The following is a 26,177-nucleotide window of genomic DNA, read 5'->3' on the forward strand; positions in this document are numbered from 1 at the left end:
AGGAAGTGGGCAAGAGGCGCAGGTCGGGGTTGGGCAGGACCTTGCGCCGCCGGTTTCAAGAAGTTCTTACTTTGCCGTCAATGGCTTTTTCGGCATCCGTTGGAGCAGGGGCGACGGTTGGCAGGTGGCGGGCAATCAGCCCGCGGTAAGCCACGGCGCCGAGGCAGGCACCGATAATCGGCGCGAAGATCGGAACCAGGAAGTACGGAATGTCGCGGCCGCCGGTAAAGGAAACCTCGCCCCAACCCATGAAGAATGTCATCAGTTTAGGGCCAAAATCCCGTGCCGGGTTCATCGCGAAACCAGTCAGCGGCCCCATCGCGCTGCCGATCACGGCGATCAGCAGGCCGATCAGCAGCGGCGCCATCGGGCCGCGCGGCAAGCCGTTGTTGTCGTCGGTCAGGGACATGATCACGCCCATCAGGATCGCGGTAATCACCACTTCGACCAGGAACGCCTGGGCGGTGGACAGCGCCGGGTTGGGATAGGTGGAGAATACCGACGCCAGTTCAAGGCTGGCCTGGGAGCCGCGGACCATCTGGTGGGCTTGTTCGTAATCGAAGAACAGGTTGCTGTACAGCGTGTAGACCAGTAGCGCCGCGCAGAAGGCGCCGGCGATCTGGGAGACGATGTAGAACGGCAGTTTGCGTTTCTCGAAGTCGGCAAAGATGCACAGCGCGATGCTGACCGCGGGGTTGAGGTGCGCGCCGGAAACGCCGGCGGTGAGGTAGATCGCCATGCTCACGCCGATCCCCCAGATGACGCTGATTTCCCACAGGCCGAAGCTGGCGCCCGCGACCTTGAGCGCGGCGACGCAGCCAGTACCGAAGAAGATCAACAAGGCTGTACCCAGGAACTCGGCCATGCACTGGCCGGAGAGCGACGGTTGTTGTAACGCAGTTGTCATGGAAAACCTCGGTTTTTGTTGTTGTCTGGCACTGGCGTGAAGGGCGCCGAGCGCGATTTTCACCGTCGGCAGGATCCCCATCCTGGACGCGGCTTACTGCTGGGTACGGCTGTTGGATCTACCACATGATATTCGCAAACGAAAAAATATAGACAAGAAACATTACTGTCAAAGGTCGAAAGTGAACCATTAGTCATTTTATAACTATCAGTCATGTGAATGATCCTGCGGGAAGCGCATGGGTTTTGCGCAAAAGGCGCGGCCAGCCTGGTGCCGGCGGCTGCCGGGACTGAGGTATGGGCCTTGGAATAGAGCCTTTTGCTGGCGGATATCCTAGAATCGCCGGTGTTCTTTTCCCTGCCTATGGAGTTGCCATGACCCCTGCACTGGATCTGCTGAAAAAAGTTCGCGCCGAACATCGGGTGCACAGTTATGAACACGACCCGAAGGCGGCCTCCTATGGTCTGGAGGCGGCGGAGAAGCTCGGCCTCGACCCGGCGCAGGTGTTCAAGACGCTGCTGGCCAGCAGTGAAAAGGGCGAATTGCTGGTGGCCGTGGTGCCGGTCGTCGGAAGTCTCGACCTCAAGGCCCTGGCGCACGCGGCGGGGGTGAAAAAAGCCGAGATGGCCGACCCGGCTGCGGCGCAGCGAGCGACCGGTTACCTGCTGGGCGGGATCAGCCCCCTGGGCCAGAAAAAGCGCCTGCGCACCTTTATCGATAACAGTGCGCAACCTTTTCCCAGCATCTTCGTCAGCGCCGGTCGGCGCGGGCTTGAGGTCGAACTCTCGGCCGCCGTGCTGGCCGAGCACACCCAGGCGGCATTCGCCGATATCGGGCGCGACTGACCGCCAGTGCGCCGATAAGTATCGGCGCTGTATGGCAAAAAATAACTTTCTCTGTGGCTGTCGGCGCCTGGACGGGCAGCCTCATGCTTGCGCGGCATGTTCAAGGAGAGATGTTTATGCAGCTTGAGTTTCATCAGGTCGACGCGTTCAGCGATCGTCCGTTCAGCGGCAACCCGGCGATGGTCTATCGACTGCCGGCCTGGCCGGCCGATGAGTTGATGCAGAACATCGCCGCCGAGCACAACCTGGCGGAGACTGCTTTTGTCGTGCGCGAGCCTCAAGGCTGGCGTATCCGCTGGTTTACCCCGACCACCGAAATCGCCTTGTGCGGCCATGCCACCCTCGCCAGCGCCCACGTGCTGTTCGAGATTTATGGCGAGCCGGGGCCGCGTATCGACTTCATCTGCCAGTCTGGCTCCTTGAGCGTCAGTCGCGAAGATGCGCAGCTTTGGCTGGATTTCCCGGTTCGCACGCCGCGCGCGATCGATGGCCGCGAGCAACTGGAGTGCGCTTTGGGCACGAGGGTCGTGGCGTTACTGGGGGCCAACGAGTTGTTCGCGGTGCTGGAGTCCGAGCAAGCGGTGCTCGACTGTCAGCCGGACATGGCGGCGCTGGCCAAGCTGCCCTGGCCTGGCGCGATCGTGACCGCGCAGGGCAGCCAGCATGATTTTGTCTCGCGCTATTTCGCGCCGGCCATTGGCATCAACGAAGACCCGGTTACCGGCTCGACCCACTGCGCCCTGATTCCGTACTGGGCCGAACGCCTGGGCAAGACGAGCCTGACGGCTTATCAATGCTCGAAGCGCGGAGGGGCGTTGTTCTGTCGGCTGGAAGGGGAGCGGGTGAAGATTGGCGGGCAGGCGACGCTGGTGGTCAGTGGCAAGCTGTTCCTGGATTGAAAGCGCAGGCGCCGGTTGAGCGGCGCCTGCGGTATCCGCTGGATCAGTGGGCGCTGCTGTAGCGGCGAACGCCCGATTCAGCCTGTGGCAGCTGCGCCGCGGTGCTACCGGAGGCCTGGAACAGCACCAGGTGTTCGGCGGCGACGCGGATTCCGACGTCAGCGCCTATCAGATGATCGGCATGGCTTGGGAAGATCGACTCGAGCTGGCTGCCGGTCGGCAGTTGTAGGCGGTACAGGGTCGACGCGCCCTGGAAACTCTTGCCGACGATCCGCGCCTTGAGGTCGCTGTCCGGTGCATAAACGATGTCGTCCGGGCGTAGCAGTACATCCACCGCGCCGCCGGGCGGCCAGGTGTAGGCACGGTTGCCGCGCAGTACGCCGAGTTCGGTTTGCACCGATTCCGGGCTGTCCAGCTGGCCGCGAATGAAATAGCCCTGGCCGATAAAGCTCGCCACGAACGGCGTCAACGGTTCGTGATAGAGGTTGTACGGCGTGTCCCATTGCTCCAGGCGGCCTTCCTTGAACACCCCGACGTGATCGCTGACGGCGAAGGCTTCTTCCTGGTCGTGGGTCACCAGAATCGCACTGGTGCCCCGCGCCTTGAGGATGTCGCGCACTTCGTGACTGAGCTTGCGCCGCAGTTCGCCATCGAGGTTGGAAAAGGGTTCGTCGAGCAGCAGCAACTGCGGCTCCGGCGCCAGGGCCCGGGCCAGTGCGACGCGCTGTTGCTGGCCGCCGGACAGCTCATGAGGGAAGCGCTTGCCGAGGTTCTTCAGGTTGACCAGTTCCAGCAGTTCCTCGACCACCCGGTTCTTCTGCGGGTGCTTGCGGATGCCGAAGGCAATGTTGTCCGCCACGCTCAGGTGCGGGAACAGGGCGTAGTCCTGGAACACCATGCCGATCCGCCGGCGCTCCGGCGCCAGGGTGAAGCCGGCGCGGGAGATGGTTTCGCCGGCCAGCTGGATTTCACCTTCGTGCACCGGCTCGAAACCGGCAATCGCGCGCAGGGTGGTGGTCTTGCCGCAGCCGGAGGAACCAAGCAGGCAACCGATATCGCCGGCGTTGAGGTGCAGGTTGAGGTTCTGCACGACCCGTTGGTCCTGGTAGCCGCAGGCGAGATTGCGCAGGTTAAGCAGTAATGGCTGGCTCATGCGTGGTGGTACGCCGGCTCGACCAGAAACTCGAGCAGGGCCTTTTGTGCGTGGAGACGGTTTTCTGCCTGGTCCCACGCCACGGAGCGTGGATCGTCCAGCAGGTCGAGGCTGATTTCTTCGCCGCGGTGGGCGGGCAGGCAGTGCATGAACAGCACGTCTTCGGCGGCCAGGTCGAGCAGCGCGCGATTGACCTGGAACGGCGCGAACAGCTTGAGGCGCAGGGCGGTTTCTTCTTCCTGGCCCATGGAGGTCCAGACATCGGTGCTCACCAGGTGGGCGCCGATCACCGCGTCTTGCGGATCGCGCACGATGCTCACCCGGTCGCCGGCGCGGGCGACGAATTCAGGGTTGGGGTCGTAGCCTTCAGGGCAGGCGATGCGCAGTTGGAAGTCGAACTGGATCGCCGCTTCTATATAGCTGTTGCACATGTTGTTGCCGTCGCCGATCCAGGCCACGGTTTTGCCCTGGATCGAGCCGCGGTGTTCGAGGAAGGTTTGCATGTCGGCCAGCAACTGGCACGGGTGCAGGTCGTCGGACAGGCCGTTGATCACCGGTACGCGGGAGTTGGCCGCGAACTCGGTCAGGGTGCTATGGGCAAAGGTACGGATCATCACCGCGTCGAGCATGCGCGACATGACGATGGCGCAGTCGCTGATCGGCTCGCCGCGACCCAGTTGGGTGTCGCGCGGGGACAGGAAGATTGCCTGGCCGCCGAGCTGGATCATGCCGGCTTCGAAGGACAGGCGGGTGCGGGTAGACGACTTCTCGAAAATCATCCCGAGAACGCGGTTTTTCAGGGGCTCGAAGAGTACGCCGCGGTTACGCAGGTCCTTCAGCTCGATGCCTCGACGAATCACGCTGACCAGCTCTTCGGGCGTGCAATCCATCAGGGAGAGAAAGTGCCTTGCGCTCATCATTAACTACCTTTTTGCAACAGACCGCAGATACTCAAAGCCTTGTTTTATCGAGAAACGGGCGAGACCTGCGGCGAAAGCCGCACGGGGCGACGAAATAGGGGAAGGCGCGATCTTATAATTAAATGTCGCGTCTTACCAATAGCAGGCTTGGTTTCTAAGGCTTTCACCACTTGCAGCGAGTGGCCTGGGCCAAAAAAGTGGGCCATTCGTGACGTTTTACAGCATGTTCAGATGGGCCCAGTCGGATGTGGAGTCAATCCACTTTGCATAGGTCCGCAGCAGCATTTGTACACTGCGCCTCGGCCGCTTTGCAACGCGCCTCGTGGCGCATGCCGCTATCAGGCATATGGCTGGCGCGGGCTGGGTTTTTCTCTGCCTGGCTCTTGGGCACTTCGAGCAGGGCGGGAAATGGAAAGGCTCGCGGCAGGGGATCTCGGCAGAAATATTTCCTCAGGCAAAGGGCTGGGGTTATAAATGCGCACCGGCAACAGGGAAGTGCTTGGAATGGACTCGAAAGAACAGCAACTGAAGACACTGTTGGGGTTGACGACGCGAACCCTGACCGACCTAACGGCATCGATCACCTCGATGTCCTTCGAGTTGCTACGCAGCGAGGACAGCACCACGCGTAACGCCGCGCGACAGATGATCGAGCGCATGCTGACCATCAGCAGCAATCTCGATGAGCATTGGCGGCTGCTTGCCGAATTCAGCGGGGTGCAGGACGGTGAGGCGCCGATGGACGGCATGACGCCGATCGCCCGGCAGGACGATCCACCGAGGCTGCCCTCCAACTGAGTCATCGGCTGGCTTGATGCTTGCCGATTCACAGGATGAACGTCTCTGGTGCTGATGCCGGTCTGGCACCATAGTTTTGTTCCCGCGGCCTGACGCTGGCCGCCCCGAATAAAATAGAGACTGGCCATGACCAAGACTCTCCATCACCGTGCCTGCCACCTGTGTGAAGCCATCTGCGGCTTGACCATCGAAACCACCGAAGTCGACGGCGCCGGCCCGCAGATCACCTCGATCAAGGGCGATGCCCAGGACAGTTTCAGCCGCGGCCATATCTGCCCCAAGGCGGTGGCGCTGCAGGACATCCAGAACGACCCGGATCGGCTGCGCCAGCCCATGCGCAGGGTCGGTGGCGATTGGCAGGCGATCGAGTGGGACGAGGCCTTCACGCTGGTGGCCGAGCGCCTGGCGGCGATCCAGGAGCGGCACGGCAACCATGCGGTGGCGGTCTATCAGGGCAATCCCAGCGTGCACAATTATGGGTTGATGACCCACAGCAACTATTTCCTCGGCCTGCTGAAAACCCAGAACCGCTTTTCCGCCACCTCGGTGGACCAATTACCGCAGCACTTGAGCAGCTACCTGATGTATGGCCATGGGTTGCTGCTGCCGATCCCGGATATCGATAACACCGATTTCATGCTGATCCTGGGCGGCAACCCGCTGGCGTCCAACGGCAGCATCATGACCGTGCCGGACGTGGAGAAGCGCCTGAAGGCGATCCAGGCGCGAGGCGGCAAAGTAGTAGTGGTCGACCCACGGCGCAGCGAGACGGCGGTCATGGCCGACCAGCATGTGTTTGTCCGTCCCGGGGGGGATGTGGCGCTGCTGTTCGGCATGCTGCATACGATTTTCGCGCAGGGGCTGACGCGTGACAGCCATCTGCTGGTGGACGGCCTGACCGAGGTGCGTGAGGCCATTTCCCGTTTCAGTGCCGAAGCCATGAGTCCTTTGTGTTCGGTGCCGGCGCAGCAGATTCGCCAGTTGGCGCGCGACTTCGCCGCAGCGGACAGGGCGGTGTGTTATGGCCGGATGGGTGTGTCCACCCAGTCGTTCGGTACCCTCTGCCATTGGCTGGTGCAACTGCTCAACCTGGTGACCGGTAACCTCGACCGGGTCGGCGGCGCTCTGTGCACCGAGCCGGCGGTGGATCTGGTGGCAGCGACTTCGGGCGGGCACTTCAATGCCTGGCAAAGCCGGGTTTCCGGACGCCCTGAATATGGCGGCGAACTGCCGGTCTCGGCCCTGGCCGAAGAAATGTTGACCGCAGGCGAAGGGCAGGTACGGGCGCTGATCACGGTGGCCGGTAATCCGGTGCTCTCCACTCCCAATGGACGGCAGTTGGAGCAGGCGCTGGAGGGCCTGGAGTTCATGCTCAGTATCGACCTGTACATCAACGAAACCACCCGTTATGCGGACCTGATCCTGCCATCGACCTCGGCCCTGGAGAACGATCACTACGACACCACGTTCAATATGTTCGCGGTGCGCAATGTCAGCCGCTTCAACCGGGCGATCCTGCCCAAGCCGGAAGGCGCGCTGCATGACTGGGAAATCTTCGTCGGCCTGGCCAGGGCCTTCGCCGCGCGGACCGGCAAGGAGCTCAAGCCGACCGTGCCGCCGGCACAGATGATCGACAGGGGGCTACGAGCGGGGCGGTATGGCGAGGCGTCCGGGTTCAATCTGTCGGTGGCGACGCTGGCCGACCACCCCCACGGGATCGACCTGGGGCCACTCAAGCCCAACCTGGCAGCGCGCCTGAAAACCGAGAACCGTCGGGTACAGGCCGCTCCCGCGGCGATCATGGCGGACCTCGAGCGCTTTGCCGCGTTGCAGGCCCCGGCAGCCGATGAGCTGGTGATGATCGGTCGGCGCCATGTACGCAGTAATAATTCGTGGATGCACAACTACCATCGGTTGGTGAAGGGCAAGCCACGGCACCAGTTGCTGATGAATCCCGATGATCTGGCCCGGCGAGGGCTGACTGACGGACAGCGCGTGCGGGTCAGTTCGCGGGTCGGGGCGATCGAGGTGGAAGTCCTTGCCAGCAGCGAGATGATGCCCGGGGTGGTCAGCCTGCCCCATGGCTGGGGGCATGGTCGGCCGGGGGTGCAGATGAGCATCGCCATGGCCCAACCCGGGTCGAGTGCCAATGACCTGACCGACGAGCGTCAGCTGGACGAGTTATCGGGCAATGCGGCGCTCAATGGTGTGCCGGTGACGGTGGAGGCGGCCTGAGGAGTCTGTCGGAGAGGCCGAGCATGGCGCTCGGCTTTCCGTTACAATGCGCCACCGTGTCGACAACAGAGTCGGAAAGTTCAGCCGAGGTGCTCCATGGATATCATCGAAACTATTAAAGAGCAGATTGCCAACAACACCATTCTGCTTTACATGAAAGGCTCGCCGAATGCCCCGCAGTGTGGCTTTTCCGCGAAAGCCGCTCAGGCCGTGATGGGGTGTGGTGAGAAGTTCGCTTACGTGGACATCCTGCAGAACCCGGAAATCCGCGCCAACCTGCCTAAATACGCCAACTGGCCTACTTTCCCGCAACTGTGGGTAGCCGGCGAACTGGTCGGCGGCAGCGACATCATGGCTGAGATGTTCGCCAATGGTGAGTTGCAGACCCTGATCAAGGCCGCCGCTGAAAAAGCCGCTGCCAAGACCGAAGCCTGATTTGCCCCCTACAGGAGCGACAAGTTCGCTCCTGTAGGGTTGTGTGGATTTATCCACGCAATTAAAAAGCCCCGCCCTCGTGAAGAGAGGCGGGGCTTTTTTATGGGGTGAAGCTTTTGCTTGGGAGGAATTACTCGTCGCCCATCTGCGATTGCAGGTAGTTCTCCAGGCCGACTTTATCGATCAGGCCCAGTTGGGTTTCCAGCCAGTCGATATGTTCTTCTTCCGATTCCAGGATGTCTTCCAGCAGCTCGCGGCTACCGAAGTCGCCGACCGATTCGCAATGGGCGATGGCGGCTTTCAGGTCGGCATGGCCGGTACGCTCGATGCGCAGGTCGCACTCGAGCATTTCCTTGGTGTGTTCGCCGATGTGCAGCTTGCCCAGGTCCTGGACGTTCGGCAGGCCTTCGAGGAAGAGGATGCGCTTGATCAGCTTGTCCGCATGCTTCATCTCGTCGATGGACTCGTGGTATTCGTGCTTGCCCAGCTTGTTCAGGCCCCAGTCTTCATACATGCGTGCGTGCAGGAAGTACTGATTGATCGCGACCAGTTCATTGGCAAGGATCTTGTTGAGATGCTGGATGACTGTGACGTCGCCTTTCATGATGGGGTCCTGCCCTGTAATTAGCGGTATATAAGGCAGAGTCTGAGCCGCACGATGATTAGTGTCAAACCTAAGTTATTGAATAATATATGAAAATTAATCGGAATAAGAATGTTTGTGTTCCGCGTTTTGATGCTAAGCGATTGAATTACAGACATAAAAAAGCCGGACACGAAGTCCGGCTCTTTTAAATGGCGTTAATTACGCAACATTAAATTCTACTGGGTAAGGAATCGCTGGCTGGCTGCTTTGCAGTTCGGTCAGGGTTTCACGTACCACCTGCTTGGCGAGGCAGGCACATTTGCCACATTGACTAGCCACGCCGGTCGCTTGGCGTACTTCACGATAGCTGCAGCAACCGTCGTAGATTGCATCGCGGATTTGTCCGTCGGTGACGCCAGTGCAGAGGCAGACATACATAGGGTGAGAACCGTCGCTGGTTATGGCTCAATGCGATGGATCTTAATGTTAACGAGAATGATTGTCAAAGTGGTTTCCTGGGGCTTTTTGCCAGATGCGTATCTGGCAGACGAACGGTTTTTTCTAGCACGGGTGACGAGCTGTCCAGCAGGGCGACTTTTTTGCGGCCTGAATCCGGGAGATGGAAAAACCACTAAGGACAGCTCAAAAACGCGGTGTATGATGTGCGGTCCTTACGAAGCGGGATCGAGTCACAGGGCTGTCGCTTGGCGGCGGCAAACTGGGCTGGGTCTCATTCTTCATTCGATCACACCAGGAGATATCCAATGAGCGTACTCGTAGGCAAACAAGCCCCTGACTTCACCGTTCCCGCCGTTCTCGGCAATGGCGAAATCGTCGACAGCTTCACCCTGTCCTCGGCCATCAAAGGCAAATACGGCCTGGTGTTCTTCTACCCGCTGGACTTCACCTTCGTCTGCCCGTCCGAGCTGATCGCCCTGGACCACCGCATGGCTGACTTCAAGGCACGCAACGTTGAAGTGATCGCGGTTTCGATCGACTCGCACTTCACCCACAACGCCTGGCGCAATACCCCGATCAATGCCGGTGGCATCGGTCAGGTCCAGTACATCATGGCTGCCGACATGAAGCACGACATCGCCAAGGCCTACGACGTTGAGTCCGAAGGCGGCGTGGCTTTCCGTGGCGCGTTCCTGATCGACGACAAAGGTGTCGTTCGTTCGCAGATCGTCAACGACCTGCCGCTGGGCCGTAACATGGAAGAGCTGATCCGTCTGGTCGACGCTCTGCAGTTCCACGAGGAGCACGGCGAAGTCTGCCCGGCCAACTGGAAGAAAGGCGACAAGGGTATGACTGCTTCGCCAGAAGGCGTTGCTGCTTACCTGAGCGAGAACGCCGGCAAGCTGTAAGCCGCGCTTCACGCATAAAAAAACCGGCCCCAGGGCCGGTTTTTTTATGCGCGGTCGTTCAGCGGCAGTATCAGTCGTTGAAATCTTGCCAGCCGCCCATTTCCTTCCAGCGATTGACGATGCCGCAGAACAGGTCGGCAGTCTTCTCGGTGTCGTAGCGGGCGGAATGCGCCTCACGGCCATCGAAGTCGATATCGGCAGCCTGGCACGCCTTGGCCAGCACGGTTTGGCCATAAGCCAGGCCGGCAAGCGTCGCGGTGTCGAAGCTGGAGAACGGATGAAACGGGTTGCGTTTCATGTCCAGGCGCGCGACAGCCGCGTTGAGGAAGCCCAGGTCGAAGCTGCTGTTGTGCCCGACCAGGATCGCGCGCTTGCAGCCATTGGCCTTCAGCGCCTTGCGCACGCTGCGGAAAATATCGTTCAGCGCGGTTTCTTCACTGACGGCCATGCGCAGAGGATGGTCGAGCTTGATCCCGGTGAACTCCAGCGCCGCGGCTTCGATGTTGGCGCCTTCGAAAGGCTCTACGCGGAAAAACAGGGTGTGTTCGGGGAACACGAAGCCCTTTTCGTCCATGCCGATGATGGTCGCGGCAATTTCCAGCAAGGCGTCGGTGGCCGAGTTGAAACCACCGGTTTCAACGTCGACGACTACCGGCAGGTAACCACGAAAGCGTGCCGCCATTGGATGACGCGAGCCACCACCGTTATGACCGTCCTGCTCGTCGTCGAAATGGTCTTCACTCACGCGTGTTCCTCCAGCAGGCGCCAGCGCAGTTTTTCACCGGCGCGCAGCGGGATGACGGTCAGCTCGCCGAAAGGCAGGCTGGCAGGGGCGGCCCATTCTTCACGAACCAGGGTGATGCGATCGGTGTTGGCCGGCAGGCCATAGAAGCGTGGGCCGTTGAGGCTGGCAAAGGTTTCCAGCTTGTCCAGCGCGTTGCGCTGTTCGAAGGCTTCGGCGTACAACTCGATCGCGGCATAGGCGGTGTAGCAGCCGGCACAGCCGCAGGCCGCTTCTTTGGCATGCTGGGCGTGGGGCGCGGAGTCAGTGCCGAGGAAGAACTTCTGGCTGCCGCTGGCGGCGGCGTCGAGCAGCGCTTCCTGGTGCACGTTGCGCTTGAGAATCGGCAGGCAATAGAAGTGCGGGCGAATGCCGCCAACCAGCATGTGGTTGCGGTTGTACAGCAGGTGATGGGCGGTGATGGTCGCGCCAACGTTGGCCGAGGCCTCGTTGACGAACTGCACGGCGTCACGGGTGGTGATGTGTTCGAACACCACTTTGAGCGTCGGGAAGCGTTCGACGACACGGCGCATGTGCTCGTCGATGAACAGCTTCTCGCGGTCGAACACGTCGACTTCACCGCGGGTGACTTCACCGTGGATCAGCAGCGGCAGGCCGGCTTCGGCCATGGCCTCCAGCGCCGGGAAGATCTTGTCGATGCTGGTGACGCCCGAGTCCGAATTGGTGGTCGCACCGGCCGGGTAGAGCTTGGCGGCATGGACGAAACCACTGGCCTTGGCCGCGCGAACTTCTTCGGGCTGGGTGCGATCGGTAAGGTAGAGCACCATCAGCGGCTCGAAGCGGCTGCCGGCCGGCCGCGCAGCGAGAATGCGCTGGCGATAGGCGTCGGCTTCAGCGGCGTTGCGCACCGGAGGTACCAGGTTAGGCATGATGATGGCGCGGCCAAAGGTGCGCGCGACATCCGCGACAGTATTGGTCAACACGGCACCATCGCGAAGATGAATATGCCAGTCGTCGGGACGCAGCAGGGTCAGGCGGTCGGACATTGGGGATTCCAGGCGGGTCAAACTCCAGTGAATGCTACCGGAAAAGACTCTTCCAGGCACTCGCTATCAAGTTTTGCGTGAAGCTTCCGATATCCCGAAGGTATGCCGTAAACAGGCATTTCGATTTTCGTGATGTACAAGTCAGTGGAGCCTCCCGTGCGCCAGCGTTATCTAGCCTTGCTCAGTGTGTTCGCCAGTCTTCCCGCGATGGCGCTGACTTTCCAGACTCGCCTGGAGAGCATTGAGTGGACGGTCGAAGGCGATAAATTCGAGTGCCGTCTGAGCCAGCCGATCACCGATTTCGGTTCCGGGGAGTTCGTGCGTCGCGCCGGCGAGCAGGCGACCTTCCGCCTCAAGGCCTACAACCCGATGCTCGCTGGCGGTTCGGCCACGCTGCTGGCGGCGGCGGCGCCGTGGCAGCCGGGACGGGGCGACATCAACCTGGGGTCGGTGCGGCTCGGCAATGGCGATGTGCTGTTCAACAGTTCGCAACTGCAGGCTGGGCGACTGATCGGTGGATTGATGGATGGGCGCAGCCCGGTGGTTCGCCACTACTCCCGCGAGGGCGGGGTGTCCGAGGTGCGCTTGTTGCCGGTCAAGTTCAGCAAGGCGTATGGCGACTATCAACGCTGTGTCGCCAAGTTGTTGCCGAAGAATTTCGATCAGGTCAGGCAATCCGAGGTCGGCTTCCCCGGGGGCGGCATCGACCTGGACGCCAAAGCCAAGGCCAGGCTGCAGGTGATGCTCGAGTTTCTCAAGGCCGATCCGACGGTCAATCACATCCAGCTCGACGGCCACTCGGACAACAGCGGAAACCGCTTGACCAACCGTGACCTGTCGCGCCGCCGGGCGCTGGCGGTGATGGAGTTCTTCAAGGCCAGCGGCATTCCCGAATCGCAGATCGAGATGCGTTTCCACGGCGAGCGCTATCCGTTGGCGCCCAACACCAACGCGGCGAACCGGGCGAAGAATCGTCGGGTCAACGTACAGCTGCAGCGTGTCCCGGTCGCAGAGAAACCGGCACCCCAGGCCGCTGCTCCCGCCAACGCCGCGGCGACTTCCTGAAACGGCTGTCGTCGCCCGCTCGACATAATCTGTCGCTTCGTCGTCATAAGCTGTCGCGCCTCTGTAAATTATCCGCGTTGATCGGTAGACTTGACGGCTTTCCGTAGAACCCCGTGGAGTGATGGCATGGCGGACGTAAACAAGGTCGTTCTGGCGTATTCCGGCGGCCTGGACACTTCGGTGATCCTCAAGTGGCTGCAGGATACTTATAACTGTGAAGTGGTGACGTTCACCGCTGACCTGGGTCAGGGCGAAGAGGTCGAACCTGCACGTGCCAAGGCGCAAGCCATGGGCGTGAAAGAGATCTACATCGACGATCTGCGCGAAGAGTTCGTCCGCGATTTCGTTTTCCCGATGTTCCGCGCCAACACCGTTTACGAAGGTGAGTACCTGCTGGGTACCTCCATCGCTCGTCCGTTGATCGCCAAGCGCCTGATCGAGATCGCCAACGAAACCGGTGCCGACGCCATTTCCCACGGCGCTACCGGCAAGGGCAACGACCAGGTTCGTTTCGAACTGGGCGCCTACGCCTTGAAACCAGGGGTGAAAGTGATTGCTCCTTGGCGTGAGTGGGACCTGCTGTCCCGCGAGAAGCTGATGGACTATGCCGAGAAGCATGCGATCCCGATCGAGCGTCACGGCAAGAAGAAATCCCCGTACTCGATGGATGCCAACCTGCTGCACATCTCCTATGAAGGCGGCGTGCTGGAAGACACCTGGACCGAGCACGAAGAAGACATGTGGCGCTGGACCGTCTCCCCGGAGAAGGCTCCCAACACCCCGACCTACATCGAGCTGACCTATCGCAACGGCGACATCGTGGCGATCGACGGCGTCGAGATGACCCCGGCCACCGTGCTGGCGACCCTGAACCGCATCGGCGGTGAAAACGGCATCGGTCGTCTGGACATCGTGGAAAACCGCTATGTCGGCATGAAGTCCCGCGGCTGCTACGAAACCCCTGGCGGCACCATCATGCTGCGCGCTCACCGGGCGATCGAATCGATCACCCTGGATCGTGAAGTCGCTCACCTGAAAGACGAGCTGATGCCCAAGTACGCCAGCCTGATCTACACCGGTTACTGGTGGAGCCCTGAGCGTCTGATGCTGCAACAGATGATCGACGCCTCCCAGGCCCACGTGAACGGCGTGGTTCGCCTGAAGTTGTACAAGGGCAATGTGATCGTCACCGGTCGCAAGTCCGATGAGTCGCTGTTCGATGCCAACATTGCGACCTTCGAAGAAGACGGCGGCGCCTACAACCAGGCGGATGCGGCTGGCTTCATCAAGCTCAATGCCCTGCGCATGCGTATTGCGGCCAACAAGGGTCGGACTCTGTTCTGATGCCTTGAGTCGTTTTAAAAGAGCCCCGCCATGAGCGGGGCTTTTTTATGCCTGATGTTTTAATCGATCAAGCGGGTGTCTGGAGACCATAACTAAAAGTTTCCACTGGCCATTGTTTCAACGGGATCTCGACTATCTTTCAGTCTGTTCTTTTCAATACGAAGTGTAGGAAAGTCAGGAGTGGTTATATATAGGGGGCGACGTTCAATTTTTCCTTGTAGGGCAAATCCGTATTGTTTGTAAGGAACTTCTCGGGGCGATGCTGGCCCAGGGCATGGCCATGCCACGGGCCAAATGACTGGGTTATGGTGTTTGCTTGAAAAAACAATAGCGGACTCTGGACTTACCCATGAAGAAAGTTTTGATCGTAGATGATCATCCCGTCACTCGTCTGGCTGTGCGCATGCTGATGGAGCGGCACGGCTTTGAAGTAGTTGCCGAGGCGGACAATGGCATGGATGCCCTGAAACTGTCTTATGAACATGTTCCAGACATCCTTATTCTTGATATTGGTATTCCCAAACTCGATGGCCTGGAAGTTATCGCCAGACTTTCGTCAAAAGCCATGTCGACCAAAGTGCTGGTATTGAGCCTGCAAGTACCTGGGCCTTTCTCCATGCGCTGCATGCAGGCTGGTGCGGCGGGTTATGTGTGCAAGCAGCAGGACATCACTGAATTGATCAGTGCCGTCAGGGCAGTCCTGGCCGGCTACAGTTATTTTCCCAACGAAGCCTTGCATACCCTGCGCTCGAGCCTGGGCATCGCCAGCGAGGAGGGGATGTTGTCCAGCCTGTCAGGTCGAGAGTTGATGGTCCTGAAGCAACTCGCCGGTGGGCAGACCAACAAGGAGATTGCCGAGGGCCTGTGCTTGAGCAGTAAAACGGTGAGCACCTACAAAAGGCGGCTGTTGGGGAAACTCAACGCCCGCTCGCTGGTGGACCTGATCGAGTTTGCCAAGCGCCATCAGCTGGTATGAAGGTTGAGGCGCTACAACAAGGCACGGGAGGGAAAAACAGCGGCTTTTGCGAGCGTTCATTGCGTTGCGGGCTTGCCGGTCTGTCGGCGATGTTGGATCCCTCAGCCGCGCATGGCCTGGTTTGAAAAGAAGCGACTTGGAATGTTGGCTGGTGTAACAAAAAAGCCTCCGTCAAAGGAGGCTTTTTGTTACTAAAGATCAAAGTCGTAATCGGCCAGTTGCTTTTGCAAGCGCCGCTCTTCCAGAAGGTTGTCGATGGTCCGACGTTTGCTCAAGTTGGTCTTGGCCACCTCTACCACAGGCTCCGCATCTTCTGTTTCAACAGGGGTGAAGTCGTCTTCTACGTCCAGTTGTTCTTTGCCAGTACTCATAAGGTTAACTCCAGGCTAAGACTGCCATTGGCGCTCCTTATATCGATATTCTCGGGACTGGTAAAAAAGATTTTTTCAATCGACCTATCATCAAAATCAATAGTTGCTCAATCGTCAGAGGTCTTGTGCTTGTATTCGCACAGGTCCTCGATCCGGCAGCTTCCACAGCGCGGCTTGCGGGCCAGGCACACATAGCGGCCATGGAGGATCAGCCAGTGATGGGAGTCGAGGAGATACTCCTTGGGCACGAATTTCATCAGTTTCTTTTCGACCTCCACGACATTCTTCCCAGGGGCCAGCCCTGTGCGGTTGCTGACCCGGAAGATGTGCGTATCGACGGCCATGGTCAGTTGGCGGAAAGCCGTATTGAGTACCACGTTGGCGGTCTTCCTGCCGACGCCTGGCAGGGCTTCGAGCTCTTCCCGGGTCTGCGGGACTTCGCTGTTGTGCCGTTCCACCAGCAGACGGCAGGTCTCGATCACGTTTTTAGCCTTGCTGTTGTACAGGCCGATGGTCTTGATGTACTCGGACAGGCCTTCGACGCCCAGGGCATAGATGGCGGCCGGCGTATTGGCCACGGGGAAGAGCTTGGCCGTCGCCTTGTTGACCCCGACATCGGTGGACTGGGCCGAGAGAATCACGGCAATCAGCAGCTCGAAGGGCGACGAATAGGCCAGCTCGGTTTTCGGTTCCGGATTGTCTTCGTGCAGCCTGCGGAAAATTTCCAGGCGTTTTGCGGCATTCATGGGTGAGTCATTTCCTTGAAGGCGGTCGATGTGAAGTCGAAGAAGCGGCCCAGGCTTGCCTGGCGGCCAGCAACAGCCCCAGCAGGATAAAACCGCCAGGTGCGAGTGTAAGCAGGTGCAAGCCGCCCCGGGCGGTCAGAACCCAGCCTGGCCAGTCGACGTCGTTCATTCCCAGCAGCCATTGCAGATGATTGCCGATCGAGCCACTGCCGAAGGCTTCGCGCAATGCACCCAGGATAATCAGCAGCAGGCAGAACTGGCCGGCGAAACGCAAGCGCACGGGGCGCAGGAAAAAATCCTGGTATTCCAGCACTACGCATTGCACGGCAATCAAGCCCAGGTAGAGGGCCAACTGTTGTTGCAGCTCGAACGCCCAGGCCTGCGCGGCCAGCATGGCACAACTGGTGAGCGTGGCGCTGAGCAGGATACTGGCGCCCAGGCGGCCCTGGCCAGCCAGGCGTGGGCGCAGGGCATTCATGCACAGGCCGAATACCGCGCTCACACAGAGAAATACCAGGGCCAGCCCCAGGGCCTTGACCAGTGAGTCGCTGGCGCCGATCAGCGGCGCGAGCATCAGGGCGTTCTGCAGGGTCGAGGATTTATTCATGGGCGGGACTTCCCAGCAGTTGTTCGCGGTGCTCGTCGAAGTAACGCAGGCTGTCGTGAATCCCCTCGACCACCGCCCGTGAGGTGATGGTGGCCCCGGCCATCTGGTCGAATTGGCCATGGTCTTTTTTCAGCGCCCAGCCGGCGTCGCCCGGATCACCCAGTGACTTGCCGATGAAACCCTGCAGCCAGGTATTCGGGCGCTCGGCGATGCGCGCGCCCAGCCCGGGCGTTTCCGAATGCCGCAGAGCTTTGCTGCCCAGCAGTTTGCCGTTGGCGGCGACGCCGATCAGCAGCTCGATCGGGCCGCCATAACCGCTGACCTGGCTGCGCAGCAGCACAGCGCTGGGTTGGCCGTTGCGCGTGGCGCGATAACCGGCGAGCAGGGTGCTGTGGCTGAGCTGGATGTTATCGATGGCCAGCGGCTGATCCAGCGGCTGATTGTCGTAGCTGTCGACGGGCAGGAGATCCAGCAGATTGCGTGCCTGGATGGCGCGCTGTTCGCGCTCGATGCGGGGAGCCGTCGTCTGCTGGACGAAGAAAGTGCCAGTGGCGCCGACAGCCGCCAGCAGTGCCAACACTCCCAGACTCGTTGCGCGGTTCATGGCAGGGAAGGCTCGGGAGGCGGAGTAGCCAGGCGCTCCAGGGCGGGGACGGCGAGGTTCATCAGCAGTACGGCGAAGGCGACACCGTCCGGGTAACCGCCCCAGGTGCGGATCAGGTAAGTCAGCAGGCCGACCCCGACCCCGAACAGCAGGCGTGCCTTTGCGTTCCTCGGGCCGGAGACCGGCTCGGTGACGATAAAAAAGGCGCCAAGCATGGTCGCGCCGCTCAGCAGGTGGAAAAACGGCGAGCCGTGGGAGTCCGACCCGGAACCGTTCCAGCACAGCAGGCTGATGACGAACAGGCTGCCGAGCATGCCGGCCGGGGCGTGCCAGCTGAACACCCGTTGCTGCAGCAAAAAGGCGCCGCCGGCGAGAAAGGCCAGGTTGACCCATTCCACGCCCTTGCCGCCGAAATGGCCGAAGGCGGCATTGCCGGCGAACAGTTCATCGATGGTCAGGCTCTTGTTGATACGCAGGCTGTCGAGTGCCGTGGCCTGGGCCCAGGCATCGGGCGCCGTGCTGTCGAGGGCTATGCCGAAGATCTGCTGCAGGCCGCCCAGCAGGTCAAGGCCATGGGAGGCCGGCCAATGAGTCATCTGCTGGGGGAAAGAGACCAGCACCAGGGCATAACCGAGCATCGCCGGGTTGAACGGATTCTTGCCGACGCCACCATACAGGTGCTTGCCGAACAGCAAGGCACAAGCGGCCGCGCTGACTGTCAGCCACCACGGGCAATACGGCGGCAAGGCCAGGGCCAGCAAGGTGGCGCTGACCAGGGCACTGCCATCGCCAAGGAAAGGACACAATGGCCACTGGCGCAATCGCAGCACCGCGGCTTCGACGGCAAGAGCGCTGGCACAGGCCAGCAGCAGGTTGATCAGAATCCCCCAGCCAAATAGCCAGAAGAGCGCCAGCAGCCCCGGCAGGGTCGCCAGAAGCACACGCTGCATGGCTTGTCGCAGGCGTTCGTCCGGTTGCTCAAGGGGCGTCATGGGCTTGTACCTGGCGCTCGGCTTCGGCCAGTCGCTCGCGGGCCTTGGCCAACAGTGGCGGCGGGGTATCGCTGTGACGCTCCAGCTTGCTGACTTCTGCTCGCGCGTAAGCCAGTTCGGTTTTCAGTTGCCGCAGGCGGGCGTCGATAGGGCGCTTTTCGACTCGCACCAGATTGGGCGCCGGTTGCCCGCTGGCTTCTTCGGTCGCGTGCAAGGCCTGTTCTGCGTCTTTCAGTGCCTGCTGCAGTCTGGCCAGTTGCTCGGCAGGCGCCTGGTTGGCCTGGGCCTTTTTCAATTCCGCGCGGCGCATTGCCAGCTGGATTTTCGCGCGCTTGAGCTCGGCGTCTTTGGCCGGGGGCGCTGAGGTCACGGTTTTGACGGTGGTTTCGGCCGCGCTTTCGAGCTGGGCAAGAGCCTGTTCGGCGGCCTCAAACTGGCGCTGCAGGACGATCAATTGCGACTGTTGCTCGAAGGTCGGCGGATGGCCGAAGGCTTTCAGCGATTTGTTCAACTGGGCCCGGCTCATCGCCAGATCGATCTTGGCTTTTTTCACCGCCGCATCGGCGGCGGCCGCCTTTTGCGCGCGCACCCGCTCGATGGCCGTCTGCACCGGGTCCAGGCTGGTTTCACTGGGCTGCGCCGCACGTTGCGCGCGGGCGGCACGTTCAGCCTGCTTGTGCTGTTCTTCGCGTTGCAGCCGGGCATTGCGGCGCTCGAAGCGCTGGCGCGCGTGATCGCGTTTGGCGGTCCGGGCGCGCAGTTCTTCGAGACCGGTGGCCAGGCCGCCGACGATCGGCAATACGTCATTCAGCGGCAGCGGATGCATCTCGATACAGTCCACCGGGCACGGCGCCACGCAGAGATCGCAGCCGGTGCATTCGTCGATCAGCACCGTGTGCATCTGCTTGGCCGCGCCGACTATGGCATCCACCGGGCAGGCCTGGATGCACTTGGTGCAGCCGATGCATTCGGCTTCGCGGATAAAGGCCACCTGGGCCGGCGCCGGGCCGCGACTGATGTCCAGTTCCATGACCGGGATATTCAGCAGTCTGGCCAGGCCGGCAATGGTTTCGTCGCCGCCGGGCGGGCACTTGTTGATCGCCTCGCCGTTGGCGATGCCTTCGGCGTAGGGCTTGCATCCGGGGTGGCCGCACTTGCCGCATTGGGTCTGCGGCAGCAGGGCGTCGATGCGTTGAATCAGACTCATGGGTTGAGCAGTCCGTTGAAACCGAGAAATGCCACCGCCATCAGGCCGGCGCTGATCAGGTCGATCGGCAGGCCGCGAAAGGGCAGGGGCACATCGTTGTTGAGAATGCGCTGGCGCAGGTCGCTGAACAGGCTCAACACCAGCCAGAAACCGAGGCCCGCACCCAGGCCCAGGGCGAGGCCATGACCGAGCCCGCGATTGGACTGGACCGCCAGTAGCAACGCGCCGAGTACACCGGCATTGCCCAGCAGCAGCGGCCAGAGGCCGTCGAATGGCAGCCCGGGCAACATCCGGGTCAGCAGCTTGAGCAGCGGTGCGATCAGCAGCACGCCCAGCGGCAGGAACACGAACAGTTGCAGCGAGGCCAGGCCCAGCGGCACCAGCAGCGCCTGATAAAGCCCGTAGCCCAGCAGGCTGCAGAGCAGCATCAGGCAACTGGTGGCGATCCCCAGGGCATGGATCCGCCGCCGCGCAACCTGCGGCTCGGCACTGGCCTGCAACAGCGGATCGACGCCCAGCGGCCACTGCAACACGAAGTTGTTGATCAGGGCAGCGCTGATGAGCGTGAGGACAATCTCGGTCATGTTCGTGGCCGGTGAGGGCGGGCGGATACCTGAAGACTAGGCAATTATCCGGCAAGGGCGCAGGCCCATCCAGATATGAAAATCCCCCCGCCACGCAGCGGCGCGACGGGGGGATCGATCCCGCAAGCGGAGTTACTTGATCCGCTGGCCCGGCTTGGCGCCGCTGTCCGGGCTCAGCAGGTAGATCTCTTCGCCACCAGGGCCGGCCGCCATCACCATGCCTTCGGAGATGCCGAATTTCATTTTTCGTGGCTTGAGGTTGGCGATCATCATGGTCAGGCGACCGTCGAGCTTGGACGGATCCGGGTAAGCGCTCTTGATCCCGGAGAACACGTTGCGTTGCTCGTCGCCGATATCCAGGGTCAGGCGCAGCAGCTTGTCGGCGCCCTCCACATGCTCGGCCTTGACGATCAACGCCACGCGCAGGTCGACGGCGGCAAAAGTGTCGAAGTCGATTTCCGGCGACAGCGGATCCTTGGCCAGCTCGCCGTTGCCCGCAGGCTTGGCTTCACCGGTGTCGGTCTGGCTGGCGGTCAGGTCTTCTTTCGAGGCGTCGGTCATGGCTTGTACTTTCACGGGGTCGATCCGCGTCATCAGCGGCTTGAATGCGTTCAGCTGGTGGTTGCTCAGCAGGTGCTGGTGGTCGTTCCAGGTCAGCGGGGCGACATTGAGGAACGCCTCGGCGTCGGCGGCCAGCAGCGGCAGCACCGGCTTGAGGAAAATCACCAGCTGGCGGAACAGGTTGACGCCGGTGGCGCAGATGGCCTGGACCTCATCCTGCTTGCCTTCCTGCTTGTTCAACGACCACGGCGCTTTGTCGGCGATCCAGGCGTTGGCGCGGTCGGCCAGGGCCATGATTTCACGCATGGCGCGGGCGAAGTCACGGGCCTCATAAGCGTCGGCGATGCTCGGCGCGGCCGCCAGGAAGGCCTCGGTCAGCTCCGGCGCGGCGTTCTGGTCCACCAGCACGCCGGCGTTGCCTTTGTGGATGAAGCCGGCGCAACGGCTGGCAATGTTCACCACCTTGCCCACCAGGTCGGAGTTGACCTTCTGCACGAAGTCTTCGAGGTTCAGGTCCAGGTCGTCGACGCCGCGGCCCAGCTTGGCCGCGTAGTAGTAACGCAGGTATTCCGGCGACAGGTGGTCGAGGTAGGTCCGGGCCTTGATGAAGGTGCCGCGGGACTTGGACATCTTCTGGCCGTTGACGGTCAGGTAGCCGTGCACGTTGATGCCGGTCGGCTTGCGGTAGCCGGCGCCTTCGAGCATGGCGGGCCAGAACAGCGCGTGGAAGTTGACGATGTCCTTGCCGATGAAGTGGTACAGCTCGGCGGTCGAGTCCTTGCCCCAGAACGCATCGAAGTCCAGCTCCGGCGTGCGGTTGCACAGGTTCTTGAAGCTGGCCATGTAGCCGATCGGCGCGTCCAGCCAGACGTAGAAGTACTTGCCCGGCTCGTCGGGGATCTCGAAGCCGAAATACGGCGCGTCGCGGGAGATATCCCACTGCTGCAGGCCGACATCCAGCCATTCGGCGATCTTGTTCGCCACGGCGTCTTGCAGGGTGCCGCTGCGGGTCCATTGCTGCAGCATCTGCTGGAAGTCCGGCAGCTTGAAGAAGAAATGCTGGGAATCCTTGAGCACCGGGGTGGCGCCGGAAATAGCCGACTTCGGATCCTTCAGGTCGGTCGGCGCGTAGGTGGCGCCGCATTTTTCGCAGTTGTCGCCGTACTGGTCCTCGGTGCCGCATTTCGGGCAGGTGCCCTTGATGAAGCGGTCGGCCAGGAACATTTGTTTTTCCGGGTCGAAATACTGGGTGATCGAGCGCGTGGCGATGTGCCCGGCGTCGCGCAGCTTCAGGTAGATCTGGCTCGACAGCTCACGGTTTTCTTCGGCGTGGGTCGAGTGGAAATTGTCGAAGTCCACCAGGAAGTCGGCAAAGTCGGCGCTGTGTTCGGCCTGGACGTTGGCGATCAGTTGTTCCGGGGTGATGCCTTCCTTTTCCGCGCGCAGCATGATGGCCGAGCCGTGAGCGTCGTCCGCGCAGACATAGATGCATTGGTTGCCGCGATGCTTCTGGAAGCGCACCCACATATCGGTCTGGATGTACTCAAGCATATGGCCAAGATGGATGGAACCATTGGCATAGGGCAGGGCGCTGGTGACGAGGATCTTGCGTGGCTCGGACATGGGGCTCGGCTACTTGATGAAACGGAGGTCGGCCACTATAAAGCGCCGAGAAATATATTTCACCCCGTGAGCCCGGTTTTCCACGGCCGTCGTAGCCATCGGCGGGCGTGCTATATGATGCTTTGGCATCCCGCCCACGCCACGGAACAGGTAGGATAGCCGCCTGATTTTCCCGTCTTGTTATCGGAGTTGCCCATGAGCGCCGTCAATCGCGCAGCGGTGGAAGCCGTTCTTCGCCAATACACCGACCCCTACCTGAACCAGGACCCGGTCAGCGCCGGTTGTGTCCGTTCCATCGACATCCAGGGCGACGAGGTGCGTGTCGAACTGGAGATCGGTTATGCCGCCGGTCTGTTCAAGACCGGCTGGGCCCAGTTGCTGAAGCTGGCCATCGAAAACATGGACGGCGTGGTCATCGCTCGCGTCAATGTCACCAGCGCGATTACCGCGCACAAGGCTCAGGCGCAGATTCCGGGCCTGGCCAACGTCAAGAACGTGGTGGCGGTGGCATCCGGCAAGGGCGGTGTGGGCAAGTCCACCACCGCGGCCAACCTGGCCCTGGCGTTGGCCCGCGAAGGCGCCAAGGTGGGGATTCTCGATGCCGACATCTATGGCCCGAGCCAGGGCATCATGTTCGGCATCGCCGAGGGTACCCGGCCGCAGGTCAAGGACCAGAAGTGGTTCGTGCCGATCAAGTCCCACGGCGTCGAGGTCATGTCCATGGCCTTCCTGACCGACGACAACACGCCGATGGTCTGGCGCGGGCCGATGGTCTCCGGCGCCCTGCTGCAACTGGTGACCCAGACCGCCTGGGGCGACCTGGACTACCTGGTGATCGACATGCCGCCGGGCACCGGCGATATCCAGCTGACCCTGGCGCAGAAGGTCCCGGTGGCCGGCGCGGTCATCGTCACCACCCCGCAGGACCTGGCGTTGCTGGACGCGCGCAAGGGCGTGGAGATGTTCCGCAAGGTCAACATCCCGGTGCTGGGTGTGGTGGAAAACATGGCCGTGCATATCTGCTCCAACTGCGGCCATGCCGAGCATCTGTTTGGCGAGGGCGGTGGCGAGAAGCTGGCGACCCAGTACGGTGTCGAACTGCTGGCCTCGCTGCCGCTGTCGATGCTGATTCGCGAGCAGGCCGACGGTGGCAAGCCGACCGTGATCGCCGAGCCGGAAAGCCAGATCGCCATGGTCTACCAGGAACTGGCCCGCCATGTCGGCGCGCGCATCGTGCTGCAGGAAGCCGCGGCGCCGGCGATGCCGAACATTACTGTCAGCGACGACTGAGCCGGTTGGGCCAACAAAAAAGCCCGATGCAGTGCACCGGGCTTTTTTATGGATGTTTTATGAGCGGGCTCAGATCCGCAGGCCGCCGTCCAGCTCGAGAATCCGGCCGGTGTAATAGTCGTTCTCGAAGATGTAGGCCGCCGAATGAGCGATCTCTTCCGGCTTGCCCATGCGCTTGAGCGGAATGCCAGAGGTCATTTTCTCCAGGGCTTCGGGTTTCATGCCCAGGGTCATTTCGGTTTCGATGAAGCCTGGTGCGATGCCGGCCACGCGAATGCCGTAGCGCGCCAGTTCCTTGGCCCAGGTCACGGTCGCCGCGGCGACCCCGGCCTTGGCGGCGGAGTAGTTGGTCTGGCCGATATTGCCGGCGCGGGAAATCGACGAGATGTTGATGATCGCGCCACTGGTTTTCAGCTCGACCATCTTTGCCGCGACTTCGCGGGTGCAGAGAAACACGCCGGTCAGGTTGACGTCGATCACCGACTGCCACTGGGCCAGGCTCATCTTGGCCATCTCACCGTCCTTGACCTTGAGCAGCAGGCCGTCGCGCAGGATGCCGGCGTTGTTGATCAGGCCGTGAATGGCGCCGAAGTCTTCGGCGACCTGGGCGACCATGTGTTCCACCTGCTCTTCATTGGCAACGTTGCACAGGTAGGCGCGGGCTTCGACTCCCGCCGCCTGGCAGGCGGCAACGGCCTGGTCGAGCTTTTCCTGGTTCAGGTCGACCAGTGCCAGCCTGGCGCCTTTGCTGGCGAAATACTCCGCCATGGAGCGGCCCAGCCCCTGGCAACCGCCGGTGATAATGATTACTTTGTCATTGAGTTGCATTCGCATGCTCCGAAAGCAGAACTGGAGTGGTGTCTTTCAAGGCGCCTCTCTTGTGCGTCGGGCATGGCCTGGCTGCAGATTGAGAATTGCCCCGATGGCGTCGCTGGAACTTTGCTCCAGACGCCCGTCCGTTTTAGACGGATTCTATATAAGGAGTCATAAATTGAGCGTTGAAGCTGCGAAGCATGCACGAGAATTACTGCTCAAGGAATACCGTGGCGTGCTGTCGACGCACTCCAAGGCCATGCCGGGTTTTCCCTTTGGTTCGGTGGTTCCTTATTGCCTGGACGAGCAGGGGCAGCCGCTGATCCTGATCAGCCGCATTGCCCAGCACACCCATAACCTGCAGAAGGATCCCAAGTGTTCGCTGCTGGTGGGCGAGCGCGAAGCTGAGGACGTCCAGGCAGTGGGGCGCCTGACCTATCTGGCCGAAGCCGAAAAGCTCGAAGACGCCGCGGCGATCGAGGCGGCCGCCGAACGTTACTACCGCTATTTCCCGGAGTCGCAGAACTACCACAAGGCCCACGATTTCGATTTCTGGCGGCTCAAGCCGGTACGTCATCGCTACATCGGCGGCTTTGGCGCGATCCACTGGATCGACCAGGTGACGCTGGCCAACCCGTTCGCCGGCAAGGCCGAGCTGAGCATGGTCGAGCACATGAACAGCGATCACGCCAAGGCGATCGCCCATTACGTGGACCTGGCCGGCCTGCCGAAAACTGCTGCGGCGCAACTGGCCGGCATCGATACCGAGGGCATGCACCTGCGGATCGGCCAGGGGGTGTACTGGCTGCCGTTCCCAAGCCCTTGTAATACGCCGACACAAGTACGCGAGGCCTTGGTTTTTCTGGCTCACGCCGAGCAATGGCCGAAAAATGCCGGGGCCGAGGCTTGAATTCACGAATTGCCGACGTCATCTAGGGTCTACTGGAAGGCATTCTTCCGTAGAGGAAACCATTTGATGCGCCCTTTTCTGTTGCTCTTTCTGCTGTTCCCGGTGCTAGAGCTGTTCGTCTTCGTCAAAGTCAGCGGTGCGATCGGGTTTTTCCCGGCACTGCTGCTGATCATCCTGGGCTCGATGCTGGGTGTGCTGGTCCTGCGTGTCGCGGGGCTGGCCACGGCATTGCGTGCCCGTGAAAGCCTGAACCGCGGCGAGCTGCCGGCCCAGACCATGCTTGAAGGCCTGATGCTGGCCCTGGCGGGCGGCCTGTTGATCCTGCCTGGCTTCATCAGTGACGTATTCGGCCTGTTCATGCTGTTGCCGATCACCCGTCGCCTGCTGGCCAACAAGATGCGCCAGCGTGCCGAAGAACAGGCCATTCGTCAGCGTGCCTTTGCCGACGACATGCAGGCCGCCCGTGGCGGACCTGCGCCGCAGCGCCCTCTGGGGCGTGAGCCGAATGTGATCGAAGGCGAGTTCGAGCACCGCGATTCCTGAGTCTCTCA

The 26,177-nt window shown here is 61.3% G+C and carries 28 protein-coding genes; 12 read left to right on the top strand and 16 right to left on the bottom strand.

The window, feature by feature from the left end:
- Positions 1-55: 55 nt before the first annotated feature.
- Complete coding sequence (locus tag AC07PQ_RS18765; protein ID WP_007922415.1) at positions 56-907, bottom strand: MIP/aquaporin family protein; 852 nt, start codon at positions 905-907, stop codon at positions 56-58.
- Positions 908-1,281: 374 nt separating this feature from the next.
- On the opposite strand from AC07PQ_RS18765, the gene ybaK reads away from it, so the two are divergent.
- Both ybaK and AC07PQ_RS18775 read left to right on the top strand, forming a co-directional pair.
- Complete coding sequence (ybaK, locus tag AC07PQ_RS18770; protein WP_007922416.1) at positions 1,282-1,752, top strand: Cys-tRNA(Pro) deacylase; 471 nt, start codon at positions 1,282-1,284, stop codon at positions 1,750-1,752.
- 116 nt (positions 1,753-1,868) lie between these two features.
- On the top strand, positions 1,869-2,651 hold the full coding sequence (locus AC07PQ_RS18775) for a PhzF family phenazine biosynthesis protein (RefSeq protein WP_493186130.1): 783 nt from the start codon (positions 1,869-1,871) through the stop codon (positions 2,649-2,651).
- 43 nt (positions 2,652-2,694) lie between these two features.
- Here AC07PQ_RS18775 and AC07PQ_RS18780 read toward each other — a convergent pair whose 3' ends face one another.
- Positions 2,695-3,804: an ABC transporter ATP-binding protein gene (locus AC07PQ_RS18780; protein WP_007922418.1), complete on the bottom strand. Its 1,110-nt coding sequence runs from the start codon at positions 3,802-3,804 to the stop codon at positions 2,695-2,697.
- Complete coding sequence (gene argF / locus AC07PQ_RS18785) at positions 3,801-4,721, bottom strand: ornithine carbamoyltransferase (RefSeq protein ID WP_009045370.1); 921 nt, start codon at positions 4,719-4,721, stop codon at positions 3,801-3,803. The genes AC07PQ_RS18780 and argF overlap by 4 nt, the downstream gene beginning before the upstream one ends.
- A gap of 507 nt (positions 4,722-5,228) precedes the next feature.
- Between argF and plzR the strand changes: the two genes are divergently transcribed.
- The 3 genes from plzR (at position 5,229) to grxD (ending at position 8,192) form a co-directional block, all read left to right on the top strand.
- Positions 5,229-5,522, top strand: a complete 294-nt coding sequence (gene plzR / locus AC07PQ_RS18790) for a PlzR type 4 pili assembly inhibitor (RefSeq protein ID WP_277589502.1) — start codon at positions 5,229-5,231, stop codon at positions 5,520-5,522.
- A 126-nt stretch (positions 5,523-5,648) separates the two neighbouring features.
- Complete coding sequence (locus AC07PQ_RS18795) at positions 5,649-7,757, top strand: molybdopterin oxidoreductase family protein (RefSeq protein WP_007922424.1); 2,109 nt, start codon at positions 5,649-5,651, stop codon at positions 7,755-7,757.
- Positions 7,758-7,853: 96 nt separating this feature from the next.
- Positions 7,854-8,192: a Grx4 family monothiol glutaredoxin gene (grxD, locus tag AC07PQ_RS18800; RefSeq protein ID WP_007922425.1), complete on the top strand. Its 339-nt coding sequence runs from the start codon at positions 7,854-7,856 to the stop codon at positions 8,190-8,192.
- A 130-nt stretch (positions 8,193-8,322) separates the two neighbouring features.
- On the opposite strand, the gene bfr is transcribed toward grxD, so the two are convergent.
- Positions 8,323-8,796 carry a bacterioferritin gene (bfr, locus tag AC07PQ_RS18805; RefSeq protein ID WP_007922427.1) on the bottom strand — a complete coding sequence of 158 codons (474 nt, stop codon included), beginning with the start codon at positions 8,794-8,796 and terminating at the stop codon, positions 8,323-8,325.
- A gap of 201 nt (positions 8,797-8,997) precedes the next feature.
- Entirely contained in the window at positions 8,998-9,216 is a 219-nt protein-coding gene (locus AC07PQ_RS18810) for a bacterioferritin-associated ferredoxin (RefSeq protein WP_007922430.1), read from the bottom strand.
- Between the two features lie 326 nt (positions 9,217-9,542).
- On the opposite strand from AC07PQ_RS18810, the gene AC07PQ_RS18815 reads away from it, so the two are divergent.
- Entirely contained in the window at positions 9,543-10,145 is a 603-nt protein-coding gene (locus AC07PQ_RS18815; protein ID WP_007922432.1) for a peroxiredoxin, read from the top strand.
- Positions 10,146-10,215: 70 nt separating this feature from the next.
- Here AC07PQ_RS18815 and rnt read toward each other — a convergent pair whose 3' ends face one another.
- Entirely contained in the window at positions 10,216-10,890 is a 675-nt protein-coding gene (rnt, locus tag AC07PQ_RS18820) for a ribonuclease T (protein WP_007922434.1), read from the bottom strand.
- Entirely contained in the window at positions 10,887-11,933 is a 1,047-nt protein-coding gene (gene pyrC / locus AC07PQ_RS18825; RefSeq protein ID WP_493186129.1) for a dihydroorotase, read from the bottom strand. The genes rnt and pyrC overlap by 4 nt, the downstream gene beginning before the upstream one ends.
- A 156-nt stretch (positions 11,934-12,089) precedes the next feature.
- Here pyrC and AC07PQ_RS18830 point away from each other — a divergent pair, with 156 nt between their 5' ends.
- From AC07PQ_RS18830 to AC07PQ_RS18840, 3 genes are all read left to right on the top strand, one after another.
- Positions 12,090-12,998 (top strand): flagellar protein MotY, encoded by a 909-nt coding sequence (locus tag AC07PQ_RS18830; RefSeq protein ID WP_493186128.1) that lies wholly within the window; start codon positions 12,090-12,092, stop codon positions 12,996-12,998.
- Between the two features lie 126 nt (positions 12,999-13,124).
- The gene (locus AC07PQ_RS18835; RefSeq protein WP_009045364.1) at positions 13,125-14,342 is read left to right on the top strand and encodes an argininosuccinate synthase; all 1,218 of its coding nucleotides are present in this window, start codon (positions 13,125-13,127) and stop codon (positions 14,340-14,342) included.
- Between the two features lie 349 nt (positions 14,343-14,691).
- Positions 14,692-15,318 carry a response regulator transcription factor gene (locus AC07PQ_RS18840; RefSeq protein ID WP_007922442.1) on the top strand — a complete coding sequence of 209 codons (627 nt, stop codon included), beginning with the start codon at positions 14,692-14,694 and terminating at the stop codon, positions 15,316-15,318.
- Positions 15,319-15,509: 191 nt separating this feature from the next.
- Here AC07PQ_RS18840 and AC07PQ_RS18845 read toward each other — a convergent pair whose 3' ends face one another.
- From AC07PQ_RS18845 to metG, 8 genes are all read right to left on the bottom strand, one after another.
- Positions 15,510-15,689 (bottom strand): PA3496 family putative envelope integrity protein, encoded by a 180-nt coding sequence (locus AC07PQ_RS18845; protein ID WP_007922443.1) that lies wholly within the window; start codon positions 15,687-15,689, stop codon positions 15,510-15,512.
- Positions 15,690-15,796: 107 nt separating this feature from the next.
- Positions 15,797-16,435, bottom strand: coding sequence for an endonuclease III (gene nth / locus AC07PQ_RS18850; protein WP_007922445.1), 639 nt, complete (start codon positions 16,433-16,435; stop codon positions 15,797-15,799).
- A gap of 7 nt (positions 16,436-16,442) precedes the next feature.
- Positions 16,443-17,042, bottom strand: a complete 600-nt coding sequence (locus AC07PQ_RS18855; RefSeq protein ID WP_007922446.1) for an Rnf-Nqr domain containing protein — start codon at positions 17,040-17,042, stop codon at positions 16,443-16,445.
- Entirely contained in the window at positions 17,035-17,646 is a 612-nt protein-coding gene (locus AC07PQ_RS18860) for an RnfABCDGE type electron transport complex subunit G (RefSeq protein ID WP_101338941.1), read from the bottom strand. The genes AC07PQ_RS18855 and AC07PQ_RS18860 overlap by 8 nt, the downstream gene beginning before the upstream one ends.
- A complete protein-coding gene (locus AC07PQ_RS18865; RefSeq protein WP_493186127.1) occupies positions 17,643-18,638 on the bottom strand; it encodes an RnfABCDGE type electron transport complex subunit D in 996 nt (331 codons plus the stop codon). Before AC07PQ_RS18865 ends, AC07PQ_RS18860 begins: the two co-directional genes overlap by 4 nt.
- A complete protein-coding gene (rsxB, locus tag AC07PQ_RS18870) occupies positions 18,625-19,845 on the bottom strand; it encodes an electron transport complex subunit RsxB (RefSeq protein ID WP_493186126.1) in 1,221 nt (406 codons plus the stop codon). The genes AC07PQ_RS18865 and rsxB overlap by 14 nt, the downstream gene beginning before the upstream one ends.
- Positions 19,842-20,429, bottom strand: a complete 588-nt coding sequence (locus AC07PQ_RS18875) for an Rnf-Nqr domain containing protein (protein ID WP_493186125.1) — start codon at positions 20,427-20,429, stop codon at positions 19,842-19,844. Before AC07PQ_RS18875 ends, rsxB begins: the two co-directional genes overlap by 4 nt.
- A gap of 132 nt (positions 20,430-20,561) precedes the next feature.
- Positions 20,562-22,613, bottom strand: a complete 2,052-nt coding sequence (gene metG, locus AC07PQ_RS18880) for a methionine--tRNA ligase (RefSeq protein WP_007932694.1) — start codon at positions 22,611-22,613, stop codon at positions 20,562-20,564.
- 195 nt (positions 22,614-22,808) lie between these two features.
- Between metG and apbC the strand changes: the two genes are divergently transcribed.
- Complete coding sequence (apbC, locus tag AC07PQ_RS18885; RefSeq protein ID WP_493186124.1) at positions 22,809-23,903, top strand: iron-sulfur cluster carrier protein ApbC; 1,095 nt, start codon at positions 22,809-22,811, stop codon at positions 23,901-23,903.
- Positions 23,904-23,972: 69 nt separating this feature from the next.
- On the opposite strand, the gene AC07PQ_RS18890 is transcribed toward apbC, so the two are convergent.
- Positions 23,973-24,731, bottom strand: a complete 759-nt coding sequence (locus tag AC07PQ_RS18890) for an SDR family oxidoreductase (protein ID WP_493186123.1) — start codon at positions 24,729-24,731, stop codon at positions 23,973-23,975.
- A 163-nt stretch (positions 24,732-24,894) separates the two neighbouring features.
- On the opposite strand from AC07PQ_RS18890, the gene AC07PQ_RS18895 reads away from it, so the two are divergent.
- Both AC07PQ_RS18895 and AC07PQ_RS18900 read left to right on the top strand, forming a co-directional pair.
- Positions 24,895-25,626 carry a HugZ family pyridoxamine 5'-phosphate oxidase gene (locus tag AC07PQ_RS18895; RefSeq protein ID WP_053262439.1) on the top strand — a complete coding sequence of 244 codons (732 nt, stop codon included), beginning with the start codon at positions 24,895-24,897 and terminating at the stop codon, positions 25,624-25,626.
- Between the two features lie 66 nt (positions 25,627-25,692).
- A complete protein-coding gene (locus AC07PQ_RS18900; protein ID WP_007932702.1) occupies positions 25,693-26,169 on the top strand; it encodes an FxsA family protein in 477 nt (158 codons plus the stop codon).
- The last annotated feature ends 8 nt before the right edge of the window (positions 26,170-26,177 follow it).

The organism is Pseudomonas sp. GW821-FHT09E12, assembly GCF_059416085.1.